Source organism: Paenibacillus sp. WLX1005, assembly GCF_046603685.1.
Classification (GTDB): Bacteria; Bacillota; Bacilli; order Paenibacillales; family Paenibacillaceae; genus Saccharibacillus.
The window spans coordinates 4,556,534-4,574,055 of the sequence record NZ_CP176756.1; the positions used below are offsets into that span (position 1 = coordinate 4,556,534).

Consider the following 17,522-nt stretch of genomic DNA (forward strand, 5'->3'; position numbering starts at 1 on the left):
TTACTGTCCTCCAATTCCTGTAGTCAGATCGGCTTTGCCGTAACGGGTCGCCAGTGCATATACCGCAATGACGATGCCGATCATGATCATCAGCACGACGTTGGTCAGCTGGGTATACCCCTTTTCCACATATTCAAATGTTAGCGTAGTCAGCGTCTCCGTTCGCGGCGTCACTAGCATGATAATCAGCTCCGTCTCCTTCATCGCCCCGATAAACACAAGCAAAAACGCAGACAGCAGGCTTTTCCGATTCAGCGGTAGCAAAATGCGCCGGAACCGTCGCCACCACGACGCACCATTCATCTGCGCCGATTCTTCCAATTCACCGCCAATCTGCATCATCGCGGCACTGCCTGCTTTGACCGTAAACGGCAGCTCTTTTACAACGGTAATCAAAATAATGAGCCAGATCGTACCATACAGCGCGGGAACGATCCAATGCGGCTTGGCGAACATCGTAATATAGATCGCCGATAGCGAGATCCCCGGCATCAGATACGGTAGAAACGATACCTGATCTACCGTACGCCCGATCCATGTCTGCTTGCCGCGCGCCACCACATAACCGAGAATAAGTCCAAAGATCGCGGCAATGATCGCCGAAGCTCCAGCGATTAATAGCGAATTACGCAGTGCCAACAGGAAAATCGGATTGTGCAGCACGCCCTTTTCCCCCGAATTGATCCCGCTCACCGAACCGCCGATCCAGTAATGCAATGTTAGATTATCGAGACTATACACGCCTTCGCGCAGCATGAATGTTTGCAGTAACAGAATGAGCAGCGGCACGACTGAGATGAGCAGCATCAGCACGGTTGTTATGCTCGCTACTGGCGAACGCCATTTACCTAGTGTCAGTAATGTACGCGGACTGTCCTTACCAGTAATCGTCACAAAGCTGCGCTGCCGCCCCATAATCCGGCTATTCCAGTAGATCATCAGCATCGAGATGAGCATGAGCATCAGCCCGAGCACATGCGCTTCTGTCGTCAGACGGGCACGCATACTGGAATACAGCATCGTTGAAATCATATAAAAGTCTACTGGTGTTCCTAGAATCGCAGGAACGCCATACGAGCTAATCGCCCGTGTAAAGGTAAGAATGAAGCCTGACAGAATCGCGGGCAACATGAGTGGAAAGACGATTTTGCGCAAAATATGCAGTCGCCCCGCTCCGCTAATACTCGCCGCTTCCTCCAGCTGTGTATTCATCGAACTAAGCGCCGCCCCGACCAGCAGGAAGAAGTACACACTGTCATGAATCGTCAGCGACATCACAATCGGAAGGAATCCGTATGCCAGTCCGTCCGGCGTACTCAGATGGGTCAGCGATTGCCAGATGCCCGGCGTACCGCCGATTTTGTCATTTTTAAAAAAGGTCAGCCATGCTTGCGCAATGACCCATGACGGCAATAGATATGGGATGACCGCGAGAAAGGTAATGCCCTTTTTGAAAGGTACATCCGTACGCGTCACCAGCCATGCCAGCCCGCAGCCAAGTAACATCGACAGCACAGCAACCGTCAGCGCTACGGCTCCGGCATGCAGTACCGGCTTGTAAAAGAGTGACGTACTTATATCGCTCGCCAGCACCCGCTGCCAATGATACAGTGTGAAATGCCCCGGATTCGCCTCCGCTGTCACGCGCATATCCTGTTGTTTCCAGACAAAGGTGGAGATCAGAATGCTGATCACCGGCCATACAATCGTATACGCGAGAAACAGCAAGCCAAGCCCGCCGATCAGATGAACCGGACTACGCAGCCAGCGCAGGAGTGTATTGCGCAAGCGAAGCCGCTGTTGTTGGGGAGAAAGGGAACGGATAGGCGTGCTCGACATGTGTTCAGGCTCCTTTAATAGAGGATGGGATACAATACGTTCGTATAAGTCCGTGTAACTTTTCAATGAATCTTTGGTCATAACTGGCTTGAAACTATCAGCTTGCTATCTTACAGCATCTAGACGTTTACTTCTGCTTGATCCAGAAATCGCGTACTTTCGGTGACGTCATATACAGCGTATCCGCATCAAAATCCCACAGATGCAACTGCTCAAAACCAACCGGATTCTTCGTCTTCACATCAGAACGCGGTACCCAGGAACCGACTTCGTTGAACGGCGCCAGTCCTTCGCCTTTGCCGTCCGCTTCGCCCATCATCCAGCGGATAAACAGCTTGCCTGCCGCTTCATGCGGTGCTTGTTTGGCAAGGTACAGATACCCGGCATCCGGTACAGCGGTTTTGGGCTGAATATCGTAGATTGGCTGCACATGCCAGCCCTTTTCCTCCACTTTGGACACGTCGCCCGAAACGGCGATTCCGACGGCATCACTGGACGTTTTGCCGATGGCGTCGAGTACATCGTCGCTGCCTTTAAGTACGGTCAGACCGTTGGCGAACAGCTGGCGGATAAATTCATATCCGGCATTTTCCGTGCCTTGCAGCTGAATGTCCTTGCCGAACTTCTCTTTGTATGCCGCTGCCATATCGTCGCTGTGAATGACCATTGTGGTGAACAGATCCATAAATGCTGGCGAGCTGAGCGGATCGGCAACATACACTTTATTTGTAAATGCGGGCGTTGTCAGATCCCACCAGTTGGTCACCGGAATCTGCTTATAATGATCCGTATTGTAAAAGAGGGTACGAAACTCTACATAGTTGGCATACCCTGGTGCCTGTGTGCGATACGGCTCATCCACCTTGGACGCGATATCGTCAGGCAAATATTTCAGATAGCGTCCCTGCTCGACCATCTCTTTGCCAACTGCTCCACTCACTTCCTTGGTGATGATTACGTCCGGGTTGAATTGTCCGGCATCCTGCTCGTTGGTAACCTTGTCCATCATCTCGTCGGATTTGACTTTGCTGACTTCGACTTGGATGTCGGGGTATTGTTTCATAAAAGTTTCTGCAGCATCGTTAGCGCGACCGGAAGTGGAATAGACGACTACTTTGCCACCTTCTTCTTTTGCTTGCTGGTATAAGGTATCTGCCGTCTCGCTCGTTGTGACTGTCGATGCTGCCTGCCCGTTGGCGACGGATGAATCGGTGCTATTGCCACATGCGGACAGCAGCAGTGCCGGAATGAGCAGCATGGAGAGTACACTGGTCGCTCCCGCTTTACGAAGTGAAGATTTCCCTTTGAATGTTGTGTTCATACATTCCTCCTGGAATAATAATAATTGGCTTTGGCATGAGCAACTCGTGATTGCGTATGCAGTCAACAACAGACAGCAGCAGAAGTGGAACATCGATGTTGATTGAGATTATGTATGACTTGTAGATATGTTGTCGCTGCCTGCATGTCCCATACTAAAGTCGAAGTGTCAAAATGAGATTAAGTCATATGTCGATTTTGGTAAAAAATTATCACGTTCTATATACTTGGTATTTTATTATCAAAAAAACTCGGAATATTACAAAAAACGCTTACTGCCCTCGTTCTGAGGAAAGTAAGCGTTTCGCTATTGATGATGTATTCAGGTGTATTGCCAATCTTGTCAGTCACAGCGACCATCTCAGGACTCATAATATTGCTTGGTAAACGGCTCCGCTAATCGCGAAGGATGAATCGTCGCTCCTGTCGTAAAAAATTCGCAAAAATTCATAATCAGCGGATGCCAGCGTTCGGCTATGATGCGCTGCCGATCGTTCAGCAATGCTTCTTCAATATGGACGCGTTCAATTCTCAACTCGGCGGCGCAAATATGTCCGCCGCCTTTTTCATCAAATACGTGCGCTTGTTCCAGCACAGCTTCCATTTGCACCGGGCACTCCTGTATACATAGCGCTTGCACCGTCTGTGATGGTACAGCAGTCAAACCAGCATGTTGGAATTTGTCCGCTACATGGACATAGCCTATATTCTGCTTGTACTCCGGCACCGGAAACGAGCCTGTCGTCAACGCCAATCGATCAACCGCATGCACCAAATCGGCAGAAGCGAGATTGATCGTGCACTGCTTTTCCCTTTGCAGATTGGCAATTGTCTGCGAACGATTCGACATACCGATCATGCACGATTGATTGATCCACCAAATGGACGAAATCGGTGCGATATTCGGCGTGCCGTCCGGGTTGAGTGTGCTAATAATGACAACAGGTGTGCCAAAGTACAAAATTTGTGGCTGAATGGTCTGATGCATGAAGATGCCCCTCTCTGATCCATAGTATGGACATAGTATAGATGAGAGGAGCAGGAGCTTCTTTTGTTATCTTGCGGCTTCATTCTGTACGGGAGCGCGATCCTGCTGACGATAAGCAGTTGGCGTGAAGCCTGTCTTTTGCTTGAATAAGGTTGCAAAATAGGACGGGTTATCCAATCCAACCTGTATGCCGATTTGCGATACGCTCTGTGTCGTCGTCAACAGCAGCTTCTCCGCTTCACGGATACGCACGGTCTGGATATATTGTGTCGGCGTGTATCCTTTTACTATACGGAATGAGCGTTGCAGGTGAAACGGGCTTCCGCTCGCGAGTCGGGATAATTCCTCTAGCTTTAGATCGTCCCAGTAGTATTGGTGTATTAATTGTACAATTTCTTCCACCCACTGCTCCTGTGGAGAATATAGTTGATCTGGGCAGCATCGCTTGCACGCCTGAAATCCTGCCATTATCGCCTGTTGCACGGTAGAGAATAGTCGCACATTGTGACGATTCGGTATCCGTGATTTGCAAGATGGACGACAGAAGATTTTGGTTGTTTTGACACTGTAAAAAAATGTCCCGTCATACCGCTGATCATTTTGAACAATCGCTTGCCAGTAAACATCGGTCAGTACAGGAGAAGCAGTGGTCGTTTCGGATAGTATCACGTTCATATTCATCACACTCCTGCACGTAGTGTACTATGACTCCATATGCTCTATTCTATGAGGATTTCTGTTCCTACACATTAGTCTAGTGGATAGCGTTCTTTGTGATTGGTTCGATTTAATAAATAATCGGTGCTGGTATCGTGAAAATCGGCGATTTTGATTAAAATATGCGTTGGAATATCCACTTCGCCACGTTCGTAATTGCTATAAATACGCTGGCTGCATTGAAGATACTGCGCCATCTGTGTTTGTGTTAAATCTTTGTCTTCACGTAAATGGCGGATTCGTATGTACATAAACTACACCTCCAACGCCAGCATATCCTAGCGAATATCTCGCTATTGATTTTTAGCGAAAATATCGCTAGAGTGTAGTTATCAAATATTTCACAAGGAGCAGATCATATGAGTATTTTGGAAGAAATATATTACGGAACGTATCGACCATGTGAGCAAATTAAGCCTGATTCCAAAGAATACGAACAAATCAATAATCGTATACATACTATGCTTGAAGCACTACAGCATCGAATGACCGAAGTGGATTATCAATTATTGCAGGATATGTTTGATCTATATGACGAGGTAACTTCGTTATACACTGCATCTGCGTATGCTCACGGATTTAAAGCGGGGATTCAGATGTGGAATGAAATGAATAACAAATAATAAAGAGAGACCTTTTTATAGAGGAATTTTTGACAATGAGCATACAATAAAGCCCGAATGAACACCTGTATTCAGGAAATCATTCGGGCTTTATTCATTTAAGAAAGATAGCTAATATGCAAAATCCACTTACACCATCACTTTACAAATATCATTCGTAAACTCAACCGGATCTTGCAGCGGCAGTCCTTCGATCAGCAGCGCTTGGTTGTACAGCAGGTTCGTGTACAATCCCAGCTTCTCGCTATCGCTCTCATGCGCTTTTTTCAGCGATTGGAATACGTCGTGGTTGATGTTGATTTCTAGTACTTTCTCGGCTTTGACATCCTGGCTGTTTGGCATCATTTGCAGGATTTTCTCCATTTCGATTGACAGCTCGCCGTCAGTAGACAGGCAGACCGGGTGGGATTTGAGGCGTTTGGATGCTTTGACATCCTTCACTTTGCCGCCCAGTACATCCTTCATCGCTGCGAACAGTTCTTTGCTTTCGTTCTGTTCCGCTTCTGCTGCTTCGTCCTTCTCATCCGGCTCGATGCCAAGATCGCCGCTGGATACGGATTTGAATTCTTTTTCTTTGTATGCGCTGATGATCTTGATTGCAAACTCGTCGATATCGTCGGTCAGGTACAGAATTTCGTAGCCTTTGTCCGATACCATCTCGGTTTGTGGCAGCTTCTCAATGCGCTCAATGGAATCGCCAGCAGCATAATAGATATACTTCTGATCTTCCGGCATCCGCGATACATACTCATCCAGTGTAACGAGTTTCTTCTCTTTGGACGAATGGAACATGATCAGGTCTTGCAGATCGTCCTTGTGCATGCCGTAGTCATTGTAGACGCCGAATTTCAGCTGACGACCGAATGATTGGTAGAACTTCTCGTAATTGTCACGCTCGTCTTTGATCAGGCTTTGCAGTTGGGATTTGATTTTGTTTTTGATATTTTTGGCGATCAGCTTCAGCTGACGGTCATGCTGCAACAGCTCACGCGAGATATTCAGCGACAAGTCTTCGGAATCGACCATTCCTTTAACAAAGCTAAAATAATCCGGCAGCAAATCCGCACATTTGTCCATGATCAGAACGCCGTTGGAGTAGAGTTCCAGCCCTTTTTCATACTCTTTGGTGTAGTAATCGAACGGCGTATTTTCCGGGATAAACAGGATCGCGTTATACACAACGGCACCGTCGGCACTAATATGCACATGCTTGAGCGGCTTGTCGAAGCCGTAGCGTTTTTCCTGATAAAAGTTGTTGTAATCGTCGTCGGTCAGTTCGCTTTTGTTTTTGCGCCAGATCGGGATCATGCTGTTGATCGTCTGTTCTTCGGTATATTCTACGTATTCCGGCTCTGCGTCTTCTGCTGCATCTTCTGCCTTCTCGACCGGACGGCTGTTGGTCACATCCATCTTGATCGGGTAGCGGATAAAGTCGGAATATTTTTTCACGATAGTACGCAGACGATACTCGTCCAAATACTCGTCGTATTGATCGTCCTCGGTATTTTCCTTAATGCTGAGGATGATGTCCGTACCGACGGTTTCTTTGTCCGTTGGCTCGATGGTGTAGCCATCTGCGCCTTCAGAATGCCATTTGTACGCTTGGTCGCTGCCAAGTGCGCGCGTGATCACTGTCACTTCATCCGCCACCATAAAGGCAGCATAGAAGCCGACACCGAATTGACCGATGATATTGTGACCGTCCTGCGCCTGATTTTCCTTTTTAAAGGCAAGCGAGCCGCTCTTCGCGATAATCCCGAGGTTGTTTTCCAGCTCCTCGGATGTCATACCAATCCCTGTATCGGAGATGGTCAGCGTACGAGTCTCTTGGTTTGGCTTGATTTTGACGTAGTAATCTTCCTTATGGAACGTCAGATTGTCGTCGCTCAACGTTTTGTAGTAAATTTTGTCGATGGCATCACTGGCGTTGGAGATCAGCTCGCGCAGGAAAATCTCGCGGTGCGTGTAGATTGAGTTGATCATCATTTCTAGGAGACGTTTGGATTCAGCTTGAAATTGCTTTTTGCTCATAATGAAGTGAAAGCCCCTTTCCATTCTTGTATAAAATAGCAGGCATATTCTGCTTGGCGACACGTATGCGGCATAGCAGATACCTTATGTATCGTGACATTGTTATTTAGCACTCTAATCAATCGAGTGCTAAACCTATCTTTTATATATCATATTCCCAATTTCCATGTCAATGTTTGATCTGATTCATCCACTTTACGGAAAGGCAAGATCCATACGGAACTACTGTATATTATTTACATTACAGGTATACCCTTTTCTCACTAACTGAACTATTATATACTACTCTTAATGTCCCTCCGCTGAGAAAAAGTTATTGCCTATGCAACCATCTAATTTTAAAATACATACTTTGCCTGATCTCAGGCACCAAGGAGTGAATACCGATGCCCCACTCGTACCGCATCCAGCTGAAACCGCTACCGGGATTTGAATGGTCCAGCTTGACTGGCAACGTTGCCAGTGCTGCCGCTTATGTAGGTAGCGATTATATGTATGCTTTTGCCGATGCTTGGTCGTTCTCCTGCTTGAAGGAACAGCCAACATCCGGCTTTGCCGCGCTCGGGCAGGAATCGGTATTGTACAACACCTCATATGAACAGATTCTCGACTGGAGCCGGATCGATTACCGCGTATCCAACCATTTACCTGCTGAAGAAGCACTCGGAATCATCCGGCTGGAGCTAGCGCAGGAGCGTCCGGTGCTGGTGAAGGGCGATTCCTTTTATTGCGGCTGGTTCCCGGAAAATTATGGGCAACAGCACAGTCATAACTTTTACCTGATTACAGGTTACGACGATCTGACCAACCACCTGTTCTGCACAGATGTGGCGTATATGACGCATCAGTATCCGCAATCAGTGAGCGATTTCAGTCTGGGCTTTGCCGGGGAACTGATGACGATGTGGCCTACCCATGATCGTTATCGTCCGATTGTGCATCAGCCAACACGAAGCGAAATTCTGGCGCGCAGTGCGGAGCGCAATCTAGGTCACAATCATGAAGCTTGTCCGATGTTTGAATCGATGTTGCGATTTGCTGACGAATTGCCAGAGCTGGATCGGCTAGCAGTGGAGCAGCAACAGCAGGACGGTCCGGGGAGTATGAATCGACTCAGCCTGGAGCTGCTTTATATCGTACAATCACGGATGCAGTTTGTACGATTGCTGGACAAGCTGTGTAATGAGCAGGATCAGGCGATGTGTCCGTTAAACGATGCATTTACCCAGAGTGTACGTAGCTGGTCCTTGATTCGTTCTGCGTATTTACATACATTTGAGCCGCGTATCAAACGCGAACGTATTCTGGATAGCATGGCAGCCGAGATTCGAGTCACGGCAGCGTTAGAACGGGAAATAGCGCAGAGTATTCTACATATTCGCCGTTTACAGCATGTATCTGAGCGTTACCAACAGCGAGTGTTAGGCGGCTAGCTCGTGTACAAAACACCTGCAATACCTGTAGATTGCGCATCATGAATCGGGGTCAATGATCGGCAGGAAGATGATAGACCGAAGCAAGATAAGCAAGTACCCGCTCCGCTTCATGCACATTGTAATCCAGCGTCATTGTCTGGGCGAGTTGCTGAGCTGTCTCATGAAACAATGAGGTCATAATCCAGACAGCACTCCAGATATGTGCAGTTTCGGCGCGCGGATATGTATCCAACAATCGCTGATACGTCGCGCTTGGTAAATATTTGTGCAAATATTTACCGCTTTTGCCTACATTGATGCCCTCTGGATGTTCACTTGCTACTTGCCATGACAATAGCAGCTCCAACATCGGGCGTACATACCGATTCAGATGATCCAGCGCGTATAACAGTTCGCCGCGTCGCAGCCCTTTGGCGATGTAGGTGGACACCCACCAGAATTCATTACAGCAATCGGCAAAATGCTGCGCAGTTGGCAACTGGATGCGATGACTTGCATCTGTCGGCGCTGGGATCGTCGGCATGATGCCGTCCTTATCCAGCACAATTCTCGTTAACGTATCCTCCTGCACATAATCATATCGCTGCTCCATCGGCAGTAGCCGCAGATCGATCCGGTTGCCATCGGCAAACAGCATCAAATACATGAAGCTGCCATTGTTCGCGGGCGGAACGAGCGTCCCCAGCTCCGGCATCTGCATGATGATGCGCTCGCCGAACACGTCTACCCAATCGTGATTGTCCATAAAAAACTGCATCTCATCCACGATATACACCACATCATAATCCTGAAAAGAATCACGCGTCGCCGCCGGATTAACGCGTGATCCATTCATCGCCACCGCCCGCACATGCTCATACTGCTGCGCCACATGTACAATCAACTCCATCATCTGCTGCTCACTTCGCATCTCGTTCCTTCCCCTCTGTATTCAAGTTAATCCAGTATTCTCCAACCATCGCTCTGCTGCATTAGGAACTGCCTAGATGACAGTTGTCTATTAAATTGACCGTATGCTACGGACATGTTTTAGTATTTTAGCTCCTTTTCCACCATGCTATGATGAATGCATCACCACAAGCCAAGCCTTCATGCACTGTCAGCCTTCAGGAGGTGATATTTATGATAACGCTATCATTCAGGCAAAAGCAAATGATTCACCTGCTGCTTCAGCATGAGCATTATTTGCCTGCCAAACAGCTTGCTGACGCTATGCAGCTATCCGAAAAGACCATCTATCGAGAGTTGCAAGTCATTGAAGAATTGCTTCACGACTGCGGCATCGAATTGCACAAGCAAACCGGACGCGGCTATCGACTAGAATTGACTGCCGCTCAGCGAACACAGCTGCATCTACATGAACCGCCGGAACAAGCGGAAAGTATGCATCTATCGATCCAAAGTCGGCGCATTCGGATTTTGGCACAGCTACTCAGTCAGGCTCCGCATGAAACGTCGATCAGCCGACTAGCAACGCAGTATTACATCAGCAATGCCTCTATCGTCAATGATCTGCGTTTTATTGAAGATATGCTCGAACCGTTTGAGTTAAAGCTCGTTCGCAATCAGCGCGGCACCTGTATTACCGGCTCCGAAGCGGACATTCGCAAAGCATTCATGCATCTGATCAACGATCTGATTCTGACCGAGCCGTATGGTGCCGAATATGCGGTGCATGAACGGCTCGATCATCTAACTGTTCGCGAATTGAAGCAGCAGTTTGCCGCAGATGATATCGCCTTTGTGCAATCGCTGTTGGAGGAAGCGGAACAGGAACTGCATTATCCGATTGGTGATCCGTACTATATCAATATTCTCACCCATCTGCTCATTCTGATGAAGCGGATGGAGCATGGCAAGCTGCTCACCGGTAAGCTGAATACGGCGCAGGCACAATCGCCGGACGAACGTATTTTCCGGCTGGCACGGCGAATGCTGTTACAGATTGAAGCATACCGCGGTAATCGGCTGCCAGAAGAGGAAATCTATTTTATTTATCAATATCTGATCAGCTCCGGGGCAGGCGTATCGCTGCATGAACATACCGCTACTGAGCTGATCGTGCAGGACAGCCCGCATATACCGGAGCTGGTGCAGCAGTTGATTCGTTATTTTGCCACTTTATCGCACACGTCGTCATTGGATACAGAGCAGCTGGCACATGGCATGCTTGTTCATTTCAAACCGATGCTGAATCGGCTCAAGTATCAGATTTCGATCAAAAATCCGCTGATTCAGCAGATCAAGCATGAATTTCCGGCAGTGTATGATCGTACTGCGCTAGCAGTGAGTCTGATGCTGGAACAGCTGCATGTCCGGCATATGAGCGAGGATGAGATTGGCTATCTGGCATTGTATTTTCAAAATGCACTGGAACAGCAAGTGCGCCATCAGCGTGTGCTGCTCGTCTGCTCCAGCGGTGTCGGCACCTCGCATCTACTGAAAAGCCGGATTGCGCGTGCATTTCCCGACTGGGAGATTGTGCAGATTGTATCGTCGAGCCAGCTGGCACAGGCGATGCAGGAAATGGAACCATCCATCGATCTGATTATCTCTACTGTTAAGCTGCGTGAGAGTGAATGGTCTGTCATTTATGTAAGCGCTCTATTCAATGAGGATGATGTCAAACAGGTGACTGCGCACATCCTACAACATGCGAGAACGCATGAACAGGCGACTTCGCTGGAAACACATTTCAGCCGCTATCTGGATGATCGTCATCTGGAGATGATTACGCAGGATAAGGCGCGCGCCATTCGCCGACTCGCAAACAAAATGAGCGGCAAACGTCAGCGCGGCAGTCAATTAACGGGCTTGCAGCAGATCAATCTGTCTTGCGGCGATCGCATCTCGTTAGTAGCTACCGCCGCATCATCTCAGCCGCAGCTTGGCGTGATTCTCACCTGCGATGCAGAGGATCGGATTCAATCGCTGGACTGGCTACTCTGCTTGCCAGATCAGGATACCGGTCTGCAACTGCTCACACAACTTGCCGACTGGTATCATCTCTCCGACAGTCGTCAGCATCTGCTCCAATTGTCAGGCTCACACGTTAACAGCACTTCATTTCAACAACGATTGAAGGAGGATCATTATGGATATCACGAAAATCATCAATAAACATCGGATCAAGCTGGATTTACAAGCAACTACCAAAGATGAAGTCTTTCATGAGTTGAGTGAATTGCTCTACGAGCAGGGCGTGTTGTCATCGGTTGATGCATTTGTCGCTGACATCTACCAGCGCGAAGCCGAAGGACAAACCGGGCTGGAAAATCATATTGCCATCCCGCACGGCAAATCCGAAGCTGTACTGCAAACATCGCTCGCTATCGGACGCACCGCCCACCCAATTCCGTGGGAAACAATCGACGGCAAGCCCGTGCACTGCATTATCTTGTTCGCCGTCCGTATGGTTGATAAGACGACTACCCATATCAAATTAATGTCGCAGGTCGCTTCCGCGCTTGCTGATGAGGAGGTGGTGGACAGGCTGTTGACCGAGCCAGACCCGGATAAGCTGATTGCCCTGTTCTCGGTTCACGCCGAGACACACTAACGGGATACAGTCGTTCCCCCATTTCAAGCGTACAGTTACATCCGACGATATAACGTCATTCCATATTCAAATCCAGTGCATTAGGGAGGAAACACAGATGAAGATTGTTGCTGTTGCCGCCTGCACCGCAGGTATTGCTCATACGTATATCGCCCGTGAGAAGCTGATCAAAGGCGCTCAGGCGCGTGGTCATGAGATCAAAGTCGAAACTCAGGGCACGATTGGCACCGAAAATGAACTGTCGTCCGCCGATATTGCCGCTGCCGATGTGGTCATTCTAGCAGTTGATATCAAGATCGGTGGCGAGGAGCGCTTCAAAGGCAAACCGATTATTCGCGTCAAAACAGAGACGGTGATCAAATCGCCGGTACAGTTTGTGGAGAAGGTAGAGAAATCGCTGGCAACCATCTGATTGCTGGGAGGGAATAATGATGACGACCCGTAGTAAAATGATTGGTCAAAACATCAAAAAGCATCTGTTGACCGGTATTTCGTACATGATTCCATTGATTGTAGCGGCAGGGATCTGTATCGCGCTTGGACAAGTGCTTGGCGGTATTCATGTATCCAAAGCCGTTGGCACCATTCCGTATTATCTCAATGAGATTGGCGGCTGGGGCATGGGGCTGGTCGTACCGCTGATCTGTGCGGCGATTGCCTACTCCATCTCTGATCGCCCCGGCATCGCGCCTGGTCTGATCGTCGGGTATTTGTGCGGACAGATTCAGGCAGGCTTTATCGGTGGGATGGTTGGCGGTTTTCTAGTCGGTTATGTCGTACTGGCAATCAAAAAGTACATCCGGCTCCCTGCCTCCATGCAAGGCTTAATGCCAGTCATGATTATCCCCGTGCTGGCGACTGCCTTTTCTGGACTGATCATGTTTCTGTTTATCGGTCAACCGATTGTCTGGCTGCAAAATGGTCTGGTGCATATGCTGGAATCGATGCAGGGCGGTTCCAAATTCGTGCTTGGCGCTGTACTCGGCGCGATGGCAACCTTTGATTTTGGCGGTCCTGTTAACAAGACGATGTCCTTGTTCGCTGACGGTCTGCTCGTACAGGGCATTTATGGACCGGAAGCCGTCAAATTCGTCGGCTCCATCATTCCGCCGCTCGGTATCACCTTGTCGTATCTGCTAACTCGCAAAAAGTACACCAAAGCGGAAAAAGAAGCGCTCAAAGCCGCCTTCCCGATGGGCATCTGTATGATCACCGAAGGCGTCATCCCCATTGCCGCACGCGATCTCGTACGGGTTGTACTCTCCTGCGTTATCGCATCGGCAGTCGCTGGCGGGCTGATCATGACTTGGGGCGTAGAAGCACCTGTGCCACACGGCGGACTGTTCGTTGTCCCATTGTTCACACATCCGTGGCTGTTCATGCTGGCACTGCTAATCGGCACTACCATCTGCGGCGTTGTCCTGTCTGCGATCAAGAAGCCAGTGACCGAGCTGGACGAGCAGTTTGACGATAGCATTGACCAGCAGGTGGATGAAGACGATATCGTATTTACATTTGAAAAGGCGGAAAAAATCTGACGTCATTCCATGTATGTATCACCAACGATGTATATCTAACAATCTATACTAACCAAGAGGAGTGTTGACCATGTTGTTGACGATGAGCGAGTTGCTAAAAGTCGCACAGGAGAACAAATTTGCAGTAGGTGCATTCAATATTGCGGATAGTACGTTTGTACGGGCGGTGATTGAGGAAGCAGAACGCTCGCAATCCCCGGCGATTCTCTCCTTCCACCCGACCGAATTGGAATTTGTAACAGATGAGTTCTTCGGTTATGTCCGTGAACGTGCCGTGAAAAGTAGTGTGCCGTTTGTCATTCATCTGGATCATGGCGGCTCCATTGCGGACGTCGTTCGGGCAATCAAATGTGGCTTCACCTCCGTTATGATCGACGGCTCGCTATTGCCATATGAGGACAATGTCGCGCTCACGCAGCAAGTAGTCCAACTGGCGCATGCTGTCGGCGTATCGGTCGAAGCAGAGCTAGGTACAATCGGCAGCACTGGCAATTCAGTCGAGGGCGGCGTAACCGAAGTAACGTATACCGATCCGAATCAGGCGGAGGATTTTGTTCGTCGTACAGGTACAGATACGCTGGCGGTAGCGATTGGCACGGCGCATGGCATCTATCCGAAACATGTGAAGCCGAAGCTGCAACTGGATATTTTGCAGGATATCTCGACACGCGTCGATATTCCGCTCGTCCTGCATGGCGGCTCATCGAATCCAGATGCCGAGATTGCCCAATCGGTCACTATGGGCATCGCCAAAGTTAATATTTCCAGCGATATGAAGTACGCCTACTTCGCCAAAGCACGCGAAATTCTCGCCCGCGAAGAATGGTGGGACCCAAACGTCATTTATCCAGAATGCATCGTTGCCGCACAAGAAGTCATTCGCTACAAAATGAATCTGTTCCAATCAGTTGGTAAAAGCGAGCTGTACCAGAAGCAGCCTGTGCTGCAATAATTCATCATTTCATAAAACAAGCGACCATGCCTTGAGCATCGTCGCTTGTTCTTTATTGTTATTACTTGTTCTGTACAGTAAGCGATAATCAGACTGGAAATGACGTTCAGCCGTTGCTCACTCCATTGTTCTGTACGCAGAACAGTTCAGCCAGGGTACATATATAACAGGATGATATACTGATCATAGTGTTACAGTGTGGTACAGGTGGGAGCGTTATAGTATTGACCGCCTACACACATACACGCTCATAGTTAAGGAGGTCAGCTGGATGAAGGTATTACGCAAATTCATTCTCGCTTTTCTATTGTCCAATGTGATCGGCAATTGGAGCTTCAAGCAGATCTCCTTTTTGCAATACGATCTGGCGACGGGCTGGCTAAGTACTGGCAATATGGTTCGCTATCTGGTCAATCTCGCCTGCTACATCGCAGTGGCAGTCTGGATCTATCAGATTCTGGAATGGATCGAAAAGCGGCGAGAGCAGCGCAAAGAGGAATCCCGTTAACGCAGCAACGAACATCGTGCAACAGACGATAACCGTTGCCCTGTATGTCACCGGGTTCCTCTTTGCTGTGAGGTATTGCTTGTTTGCTACTAAATCAGAGCACAGCTATCATCTAAATGCACCCCCAATGAGTGATCCGCAAATATATTTCAATTTTTATTGATGATTGTGATTTATATCACATATTAAATTTTAGTTTTAATTTAATATAAAGGCATGGAAGAGATGATCATCCCTCACAACAAAAGATCAGCAGCACAGGGCAGCAGCAACCGGTCGCACCGGCAGCAGTTCTAGCCCCGACCGCTCCCTTGTTAGCAACTGACTGATCTGTATTTCAACAGCATGTGCCTCATATCAGAACCGTATCACACAAATATAATATTCCTAAGGAGTGTATGAATCATGAACGCATGGCTCAGACAAAACAAAATCGCAATGTGGCTGTTAACTGTTCTTCGTATCTATATCGGTCTTCAATGGATTCAAGGTGGTTGGGGTAAATTAACGGGTGGATTCGACGCGAGCGGCTTCCTCAATAACGCGATCACACTCAGCACCGGTGAAAAACCAGTCGTCAAAGCAGCTTGGGCGGGCTTCCTGCAACACTTTGCGCTTCCGAATGTGGAGCTATTCAACATCCTCGTACCCGTTGGCGAATTCTTAGTCGGTCTTGGCTTGATCCTCGGTACCTTCACAACGGTTGCCGCACTGATGGGTATGGTCATGAACTTTGCCTTCCTGTTCTCGGGTACAATCAGCACCAACCCATACCTGATCCTGCTGGAAGTATTCATCGTCGTCGCTGGCGCAAACGCTGGTAAAATCGGTCTGGATCGCTGGGTACTGCCTTACCTGAAAGCTCACGTCTTCAAACGTCAGCCCAAAGACAGTGGCGGCGGCGCACCAACCGCACCGACTCACAAAGCGGCGTAACTGATTCACACGTAGAAAACAAAGAGACTATTATACTAACAAACAACGATATAAAGAAATAATGAGACAAAGAAACAACCAACGCGCAATCCTTAACATGAGGATGCGAGTTGGTTGTTTTTTTGTAACACCGTTGCGTATTGTATTTGAATGACATGATCACATATCCCGGCTCGCCACAAACACATACGTTGCCATCGAACCGATCACATCCGTTTGCTGCACGGAATGCTCCAGCATGCGTACCTCAGATTCAATCAGCGAACGCAGCTTGTCCGGTACATCAAACAATGCGTCCAGCTCGTCCTCATACGTATTCAGCACCATGTCTGTCTCCCACTGTCCATCCTGTAGCTGCACAGACTCTATCGACTGCTCGCGCTCGATGGTCCAGCCTGCTTCCGCAGCTACCCGATGAATGTCATCCACCGTAAACAGCGTGCGGATGTTGGCGGTACTGCTTTCCTTGAAGCATTCGTATTTGGCTTGAATCAACACTGCCAGAAGATGTGGAAACTGCTGAATGTGCTCAATTCGTGTATCCCATTCGGCAAAGCACAAACGCTTGCCCCAGTGACGTACACGCTCCAGAATCTGGCGCAATTCTTCAAACGAAGCCATATACCACGACGCATGCGAGATCACAACATAATCAAACGCATCTTCTGGAAAATGAGTATCGAAGCTCAGCACATCCACCTCATAGTCCATCTGAATCGGCGCACCCAGCTTGGAATCCAGCAAATAGTTCGCTGAATCGCCAACAGTGATAGGGCTACCATAATCGCGCGTTGCTACATCAATACCATGCACCAATCCGTCCGAACCGGTCGCCCACGCCAGCACCGCCGTCGTATCTCCTTGTCCACAACCGATTTCCAGTACCGTATCGCCCGGCTGAATGCCCCAGAACTTTACCAGCTTTAACCGATGCTCAGTCTGAATACGCTGAACTTCCTTATGCTCCTGCCCGGTCGCCATACAACTCACAATCTCATCCACAATCCGCTGCCACTCATCTATTTCATATTCTTGGCTCATTCTTGTACCCCTCTCGTTATTGACAATTCGCTGA

17 protein-coding genes are annotated in these 17,522 nt (G+C 48.6%); 9 read left to right on the top strand and 8 right to left on the bottom strand.

All coding sequences use genetic code 11. The features are described from left to right. The 5 genes from ACE3MZ_RS19515 to ACE3MZ_RS19535 form a co-directional block, all read right to left on the bottom strand. Positions 1 to 1,839 carry an ABC transporter permease gene (locus ACE3MZ_RS19515; RefSeq protein WP_411343772.1) on the bottom strand — a complete coding sequence of 613 codons (1,839 nt, stop codon included), beginning with the start codon at positions 1,837 to 1,839 and terminating at the stop codon, positions 1 to 3. Positions 1,840 to 1,966: 127 nt separating this feature from the next. Then, a complete protein-coding gene (locus ACE3MZ_RS19520) occupies positions 1,967 to 3,160 on the bottom strand; it encodes an extracellular solute-binding protein (RefSeq protein ID WP_411343773.1) in 1,194 nt (397 codons plus the stop codon). Between the two features lie 360 nt (positions 3,161 to 3,520). Then, the gene (locus tag ACE3MZ_RS19525; protein WP_411343774.1) at positions 3,521 to 4,147 is read right to left on the bottom strand and encodes a flavin reductase family protein; all 627 of its coding nucleotides are present in this window, start codon (positions 4,145 to 4,147) and stop codon (positions 3,521 to 3,523) included. A gap of 66 nt (positions 4,148 to 4,213) precedes the next feature. Beyond that, positions 4,214 to 4,822 carry a bifunctional transcriptional activator/DNA repair enzyme AdaA gene (locus tag ACE3MZ_RS19530; protein ID WP_411343775.1) on the bottom strand — a complete coding sequence of 203 codons (609 nt, stop codon included), beginning with the start codon at positions 4,820 to 4,822 and terminating at the stop codon, positions 4,214 to 4,216. 74 nt (positions 4,823 to 4,896) lie between these two features. Next, positions 4,897 to 5,115 carry a helix-turn-helix domain-containing protein gene (locus tag ACE3MZ_RS19535; RefSeq protein WP_411343776.1) on the bottom strand — a complete coding sequence of 73 codons (219 nt, stop codon included), beginning with the start codon at positions 5,113 to 5,115 and terminating at the stop codon, positions 4,897 to 4,899. A gap of 108 nt (positions 5,116 to 5,223) precedes the next feature. On the opposite strand from ACE3MZ_RS19535, the gene ACE3MZ_RS19540 reads away from it, so the two are divergent. Beyond that, positions 5,224 to 5,487 carry a DUF6809 family protein gene (locus tag ACE3MZ_RS19540; protein WP_411343777.1) on the top strand — a complete coding sequence of 88 codons (264 nt, stop codon included), beginning with the start codon at positions 5,224 to 5,226 and terminating at the stop codon, positions 5,485 to 5,487. Positions 5,488 to 5,616: 129 nt separating this feature from the next. Here ACE3MZ_RS19540 and htpG read toward each other — a convergent pair whose 3' ends face one another. Beyond that, positions 5,617 to 7,518: a molecular chaperone HtpG gene (gene htpG, locus ACE3MZ_RS19545; protein WP_411343778.1), complete on the bottom strand. Its 1,902-nt coding sequence runs from the start codon at positions 7,516 to 7,518 to the stop codon at positions 5,617 to 5,619. Positions 7,519 to 7,904: 386 nt separating this feature from the next. Between htpG and ACE3MZ_RS19550 the strand changes: the two genes are divergently transcribed. Continuing rightward, positions 7,905 to 8,951, top strand: coding sequence for a hypothetical protein (locus ACE3MZ_RS19550; RefSeq protein WP_411343779.1), 1,047 nt, complete (start codon positions 7,905 to 7,907; stop codon positions 8,949 to 8,951). 52 nt (positions 8,952 to 9,003) lie between these two features. On the opposite strand, the gene ACE3MZ_RS19555 is transcribed toward ACE3MZ_RS19550, so the two are convergent. After that, complete coding sequence (locus ACE3MZ_RS19555; protein WP_411343780.1) at positions 9,004 to 9,864, bottom strand: aminoglycoside 6-adenylyltransferase; 861 nt, start codon at positions 9,862 to 9,864, stop codon at positions 9,004 to 9,006. Between the two features lie 152 nt (positions 9,865 to 10,016). Here ACE3MZ_RS19555 and ACE3MZ_RS19560 point away from each other — a divergent pair, with 152 nt between their 5' ends. From ACE3MZ_RS19560 to ACE3MZ_RS19590, 7 genes are all read left to right on the top strand, one after another. After that, the gene (locus tag ACE3MZ_RS19560) at positions 10,017 to 12,074 is read left to right on the top strand and encodes a BglG family transcription antiterminator (protein ID WP_411346857.1); all 2,058 of its coding nucleotides are present in this window, start codon (positions 10,017 to 10,019) and stop codon (positions 12,072 to 12,074) included. Then, entirely contained in the window at positions 12,049 to 12,513 is a 465-nt protein-coding gene (locus ACE3MZ_RS19565; protein WP_411343781.1) for a PTS sugar transporter subunit IIA, read from the top strand. The genes ACE3MZ_RS19560 and ACE3MZ_RS19565 overlap by 26 nt, the downstream gene beginning before the upstream one ends. A 97-nt stretch (positions 12,514 to 12,610) precedes the next feature. Then, a complete protein-coding gene (locus ACE3MZ_RS19570; RefSeq protein WP_411343782.1) occupies positions 12,611 to 12,925 on the top strand; it encodes a PTS fructose transporter subunit IIB in 315 nt (104 codons plus the stop codon). A gap of 16 nt (positions 12,926 to 12,941) precedes the next feature. Next, the gene (locus ACE3MZ_RS19575; protein ID WP_411343783.1) at positions 12,942 to 14,051 is read left to right on the top strand and encodes a PTS fructose transporter subunit IIC; all 1,110 of its coding nucleotides are present in this window, start codon (positions 12,942 to 12,944) and stop codon (positions 14,049 to 14,051) included. A gap of 70 nt (positions 14,052 to 14,121) precedes the next feature. Beyond that, positions 14,122 to 15,003 carry a ketose-bisphosphate aldolase gene (locus tag ACE3MZ_RS19580; RefSeq protein WP_411343784.1) on the top strand — a complete coding sequence of 294 codons (882 nt, stop codon included), beginning with the start codon at positions 14,122 to 14,124 and terminating at the stop codon, positions 15,001 to 15,003. 271 nt (positions 15,004 to 15,274) lie between these two features. Continuing rightward, on the top strand, positions 15,275 to 15,511 hold the full coding sequence (locus ACE3MZ_RS19585) for a hypothetical protein (RefSeq protein WP_411343785.1): 237 nt from the start codon (positions 15,275 to 15,277) through the stop codon (positions 15,509 to 15,511). A gap of 402 nt (positions 15,512 to 15,913) precedes the next feature. After that, the gene (locus ACE3MZ_RS19590; protein WP_411346858.1) at positions 15,914 to 16,447 is read left to right on the top strand and encodes a DoxX family protein; all 534 of its coding nucleotides are present in this window, start codon (positions 15,914 to 15,916) and stop codon (positions 16,445 to 16,447) included. 159 nt (positions 16,448 to 16,606) lie between these two features. Here the strand turns inward: ACE3MZ_RS19590 and ACE3MZ_RS19595 are convergent, their stop codons facing one another. Next, on the bottom strand, positions 16,607 to 17,488 hold the full coding sequence (locus ACE3MZ_RS19595) for a class I SAM-dependent methyltransferase (RefSeq protein ID WP_411343786.1): 882 nt from the start codon (positions 17,486 to 17,488) through the stop codon (positions 16,607 to 16,609). Positions 17,489 to 17,522: the final 34 nt, after the last annotated feature.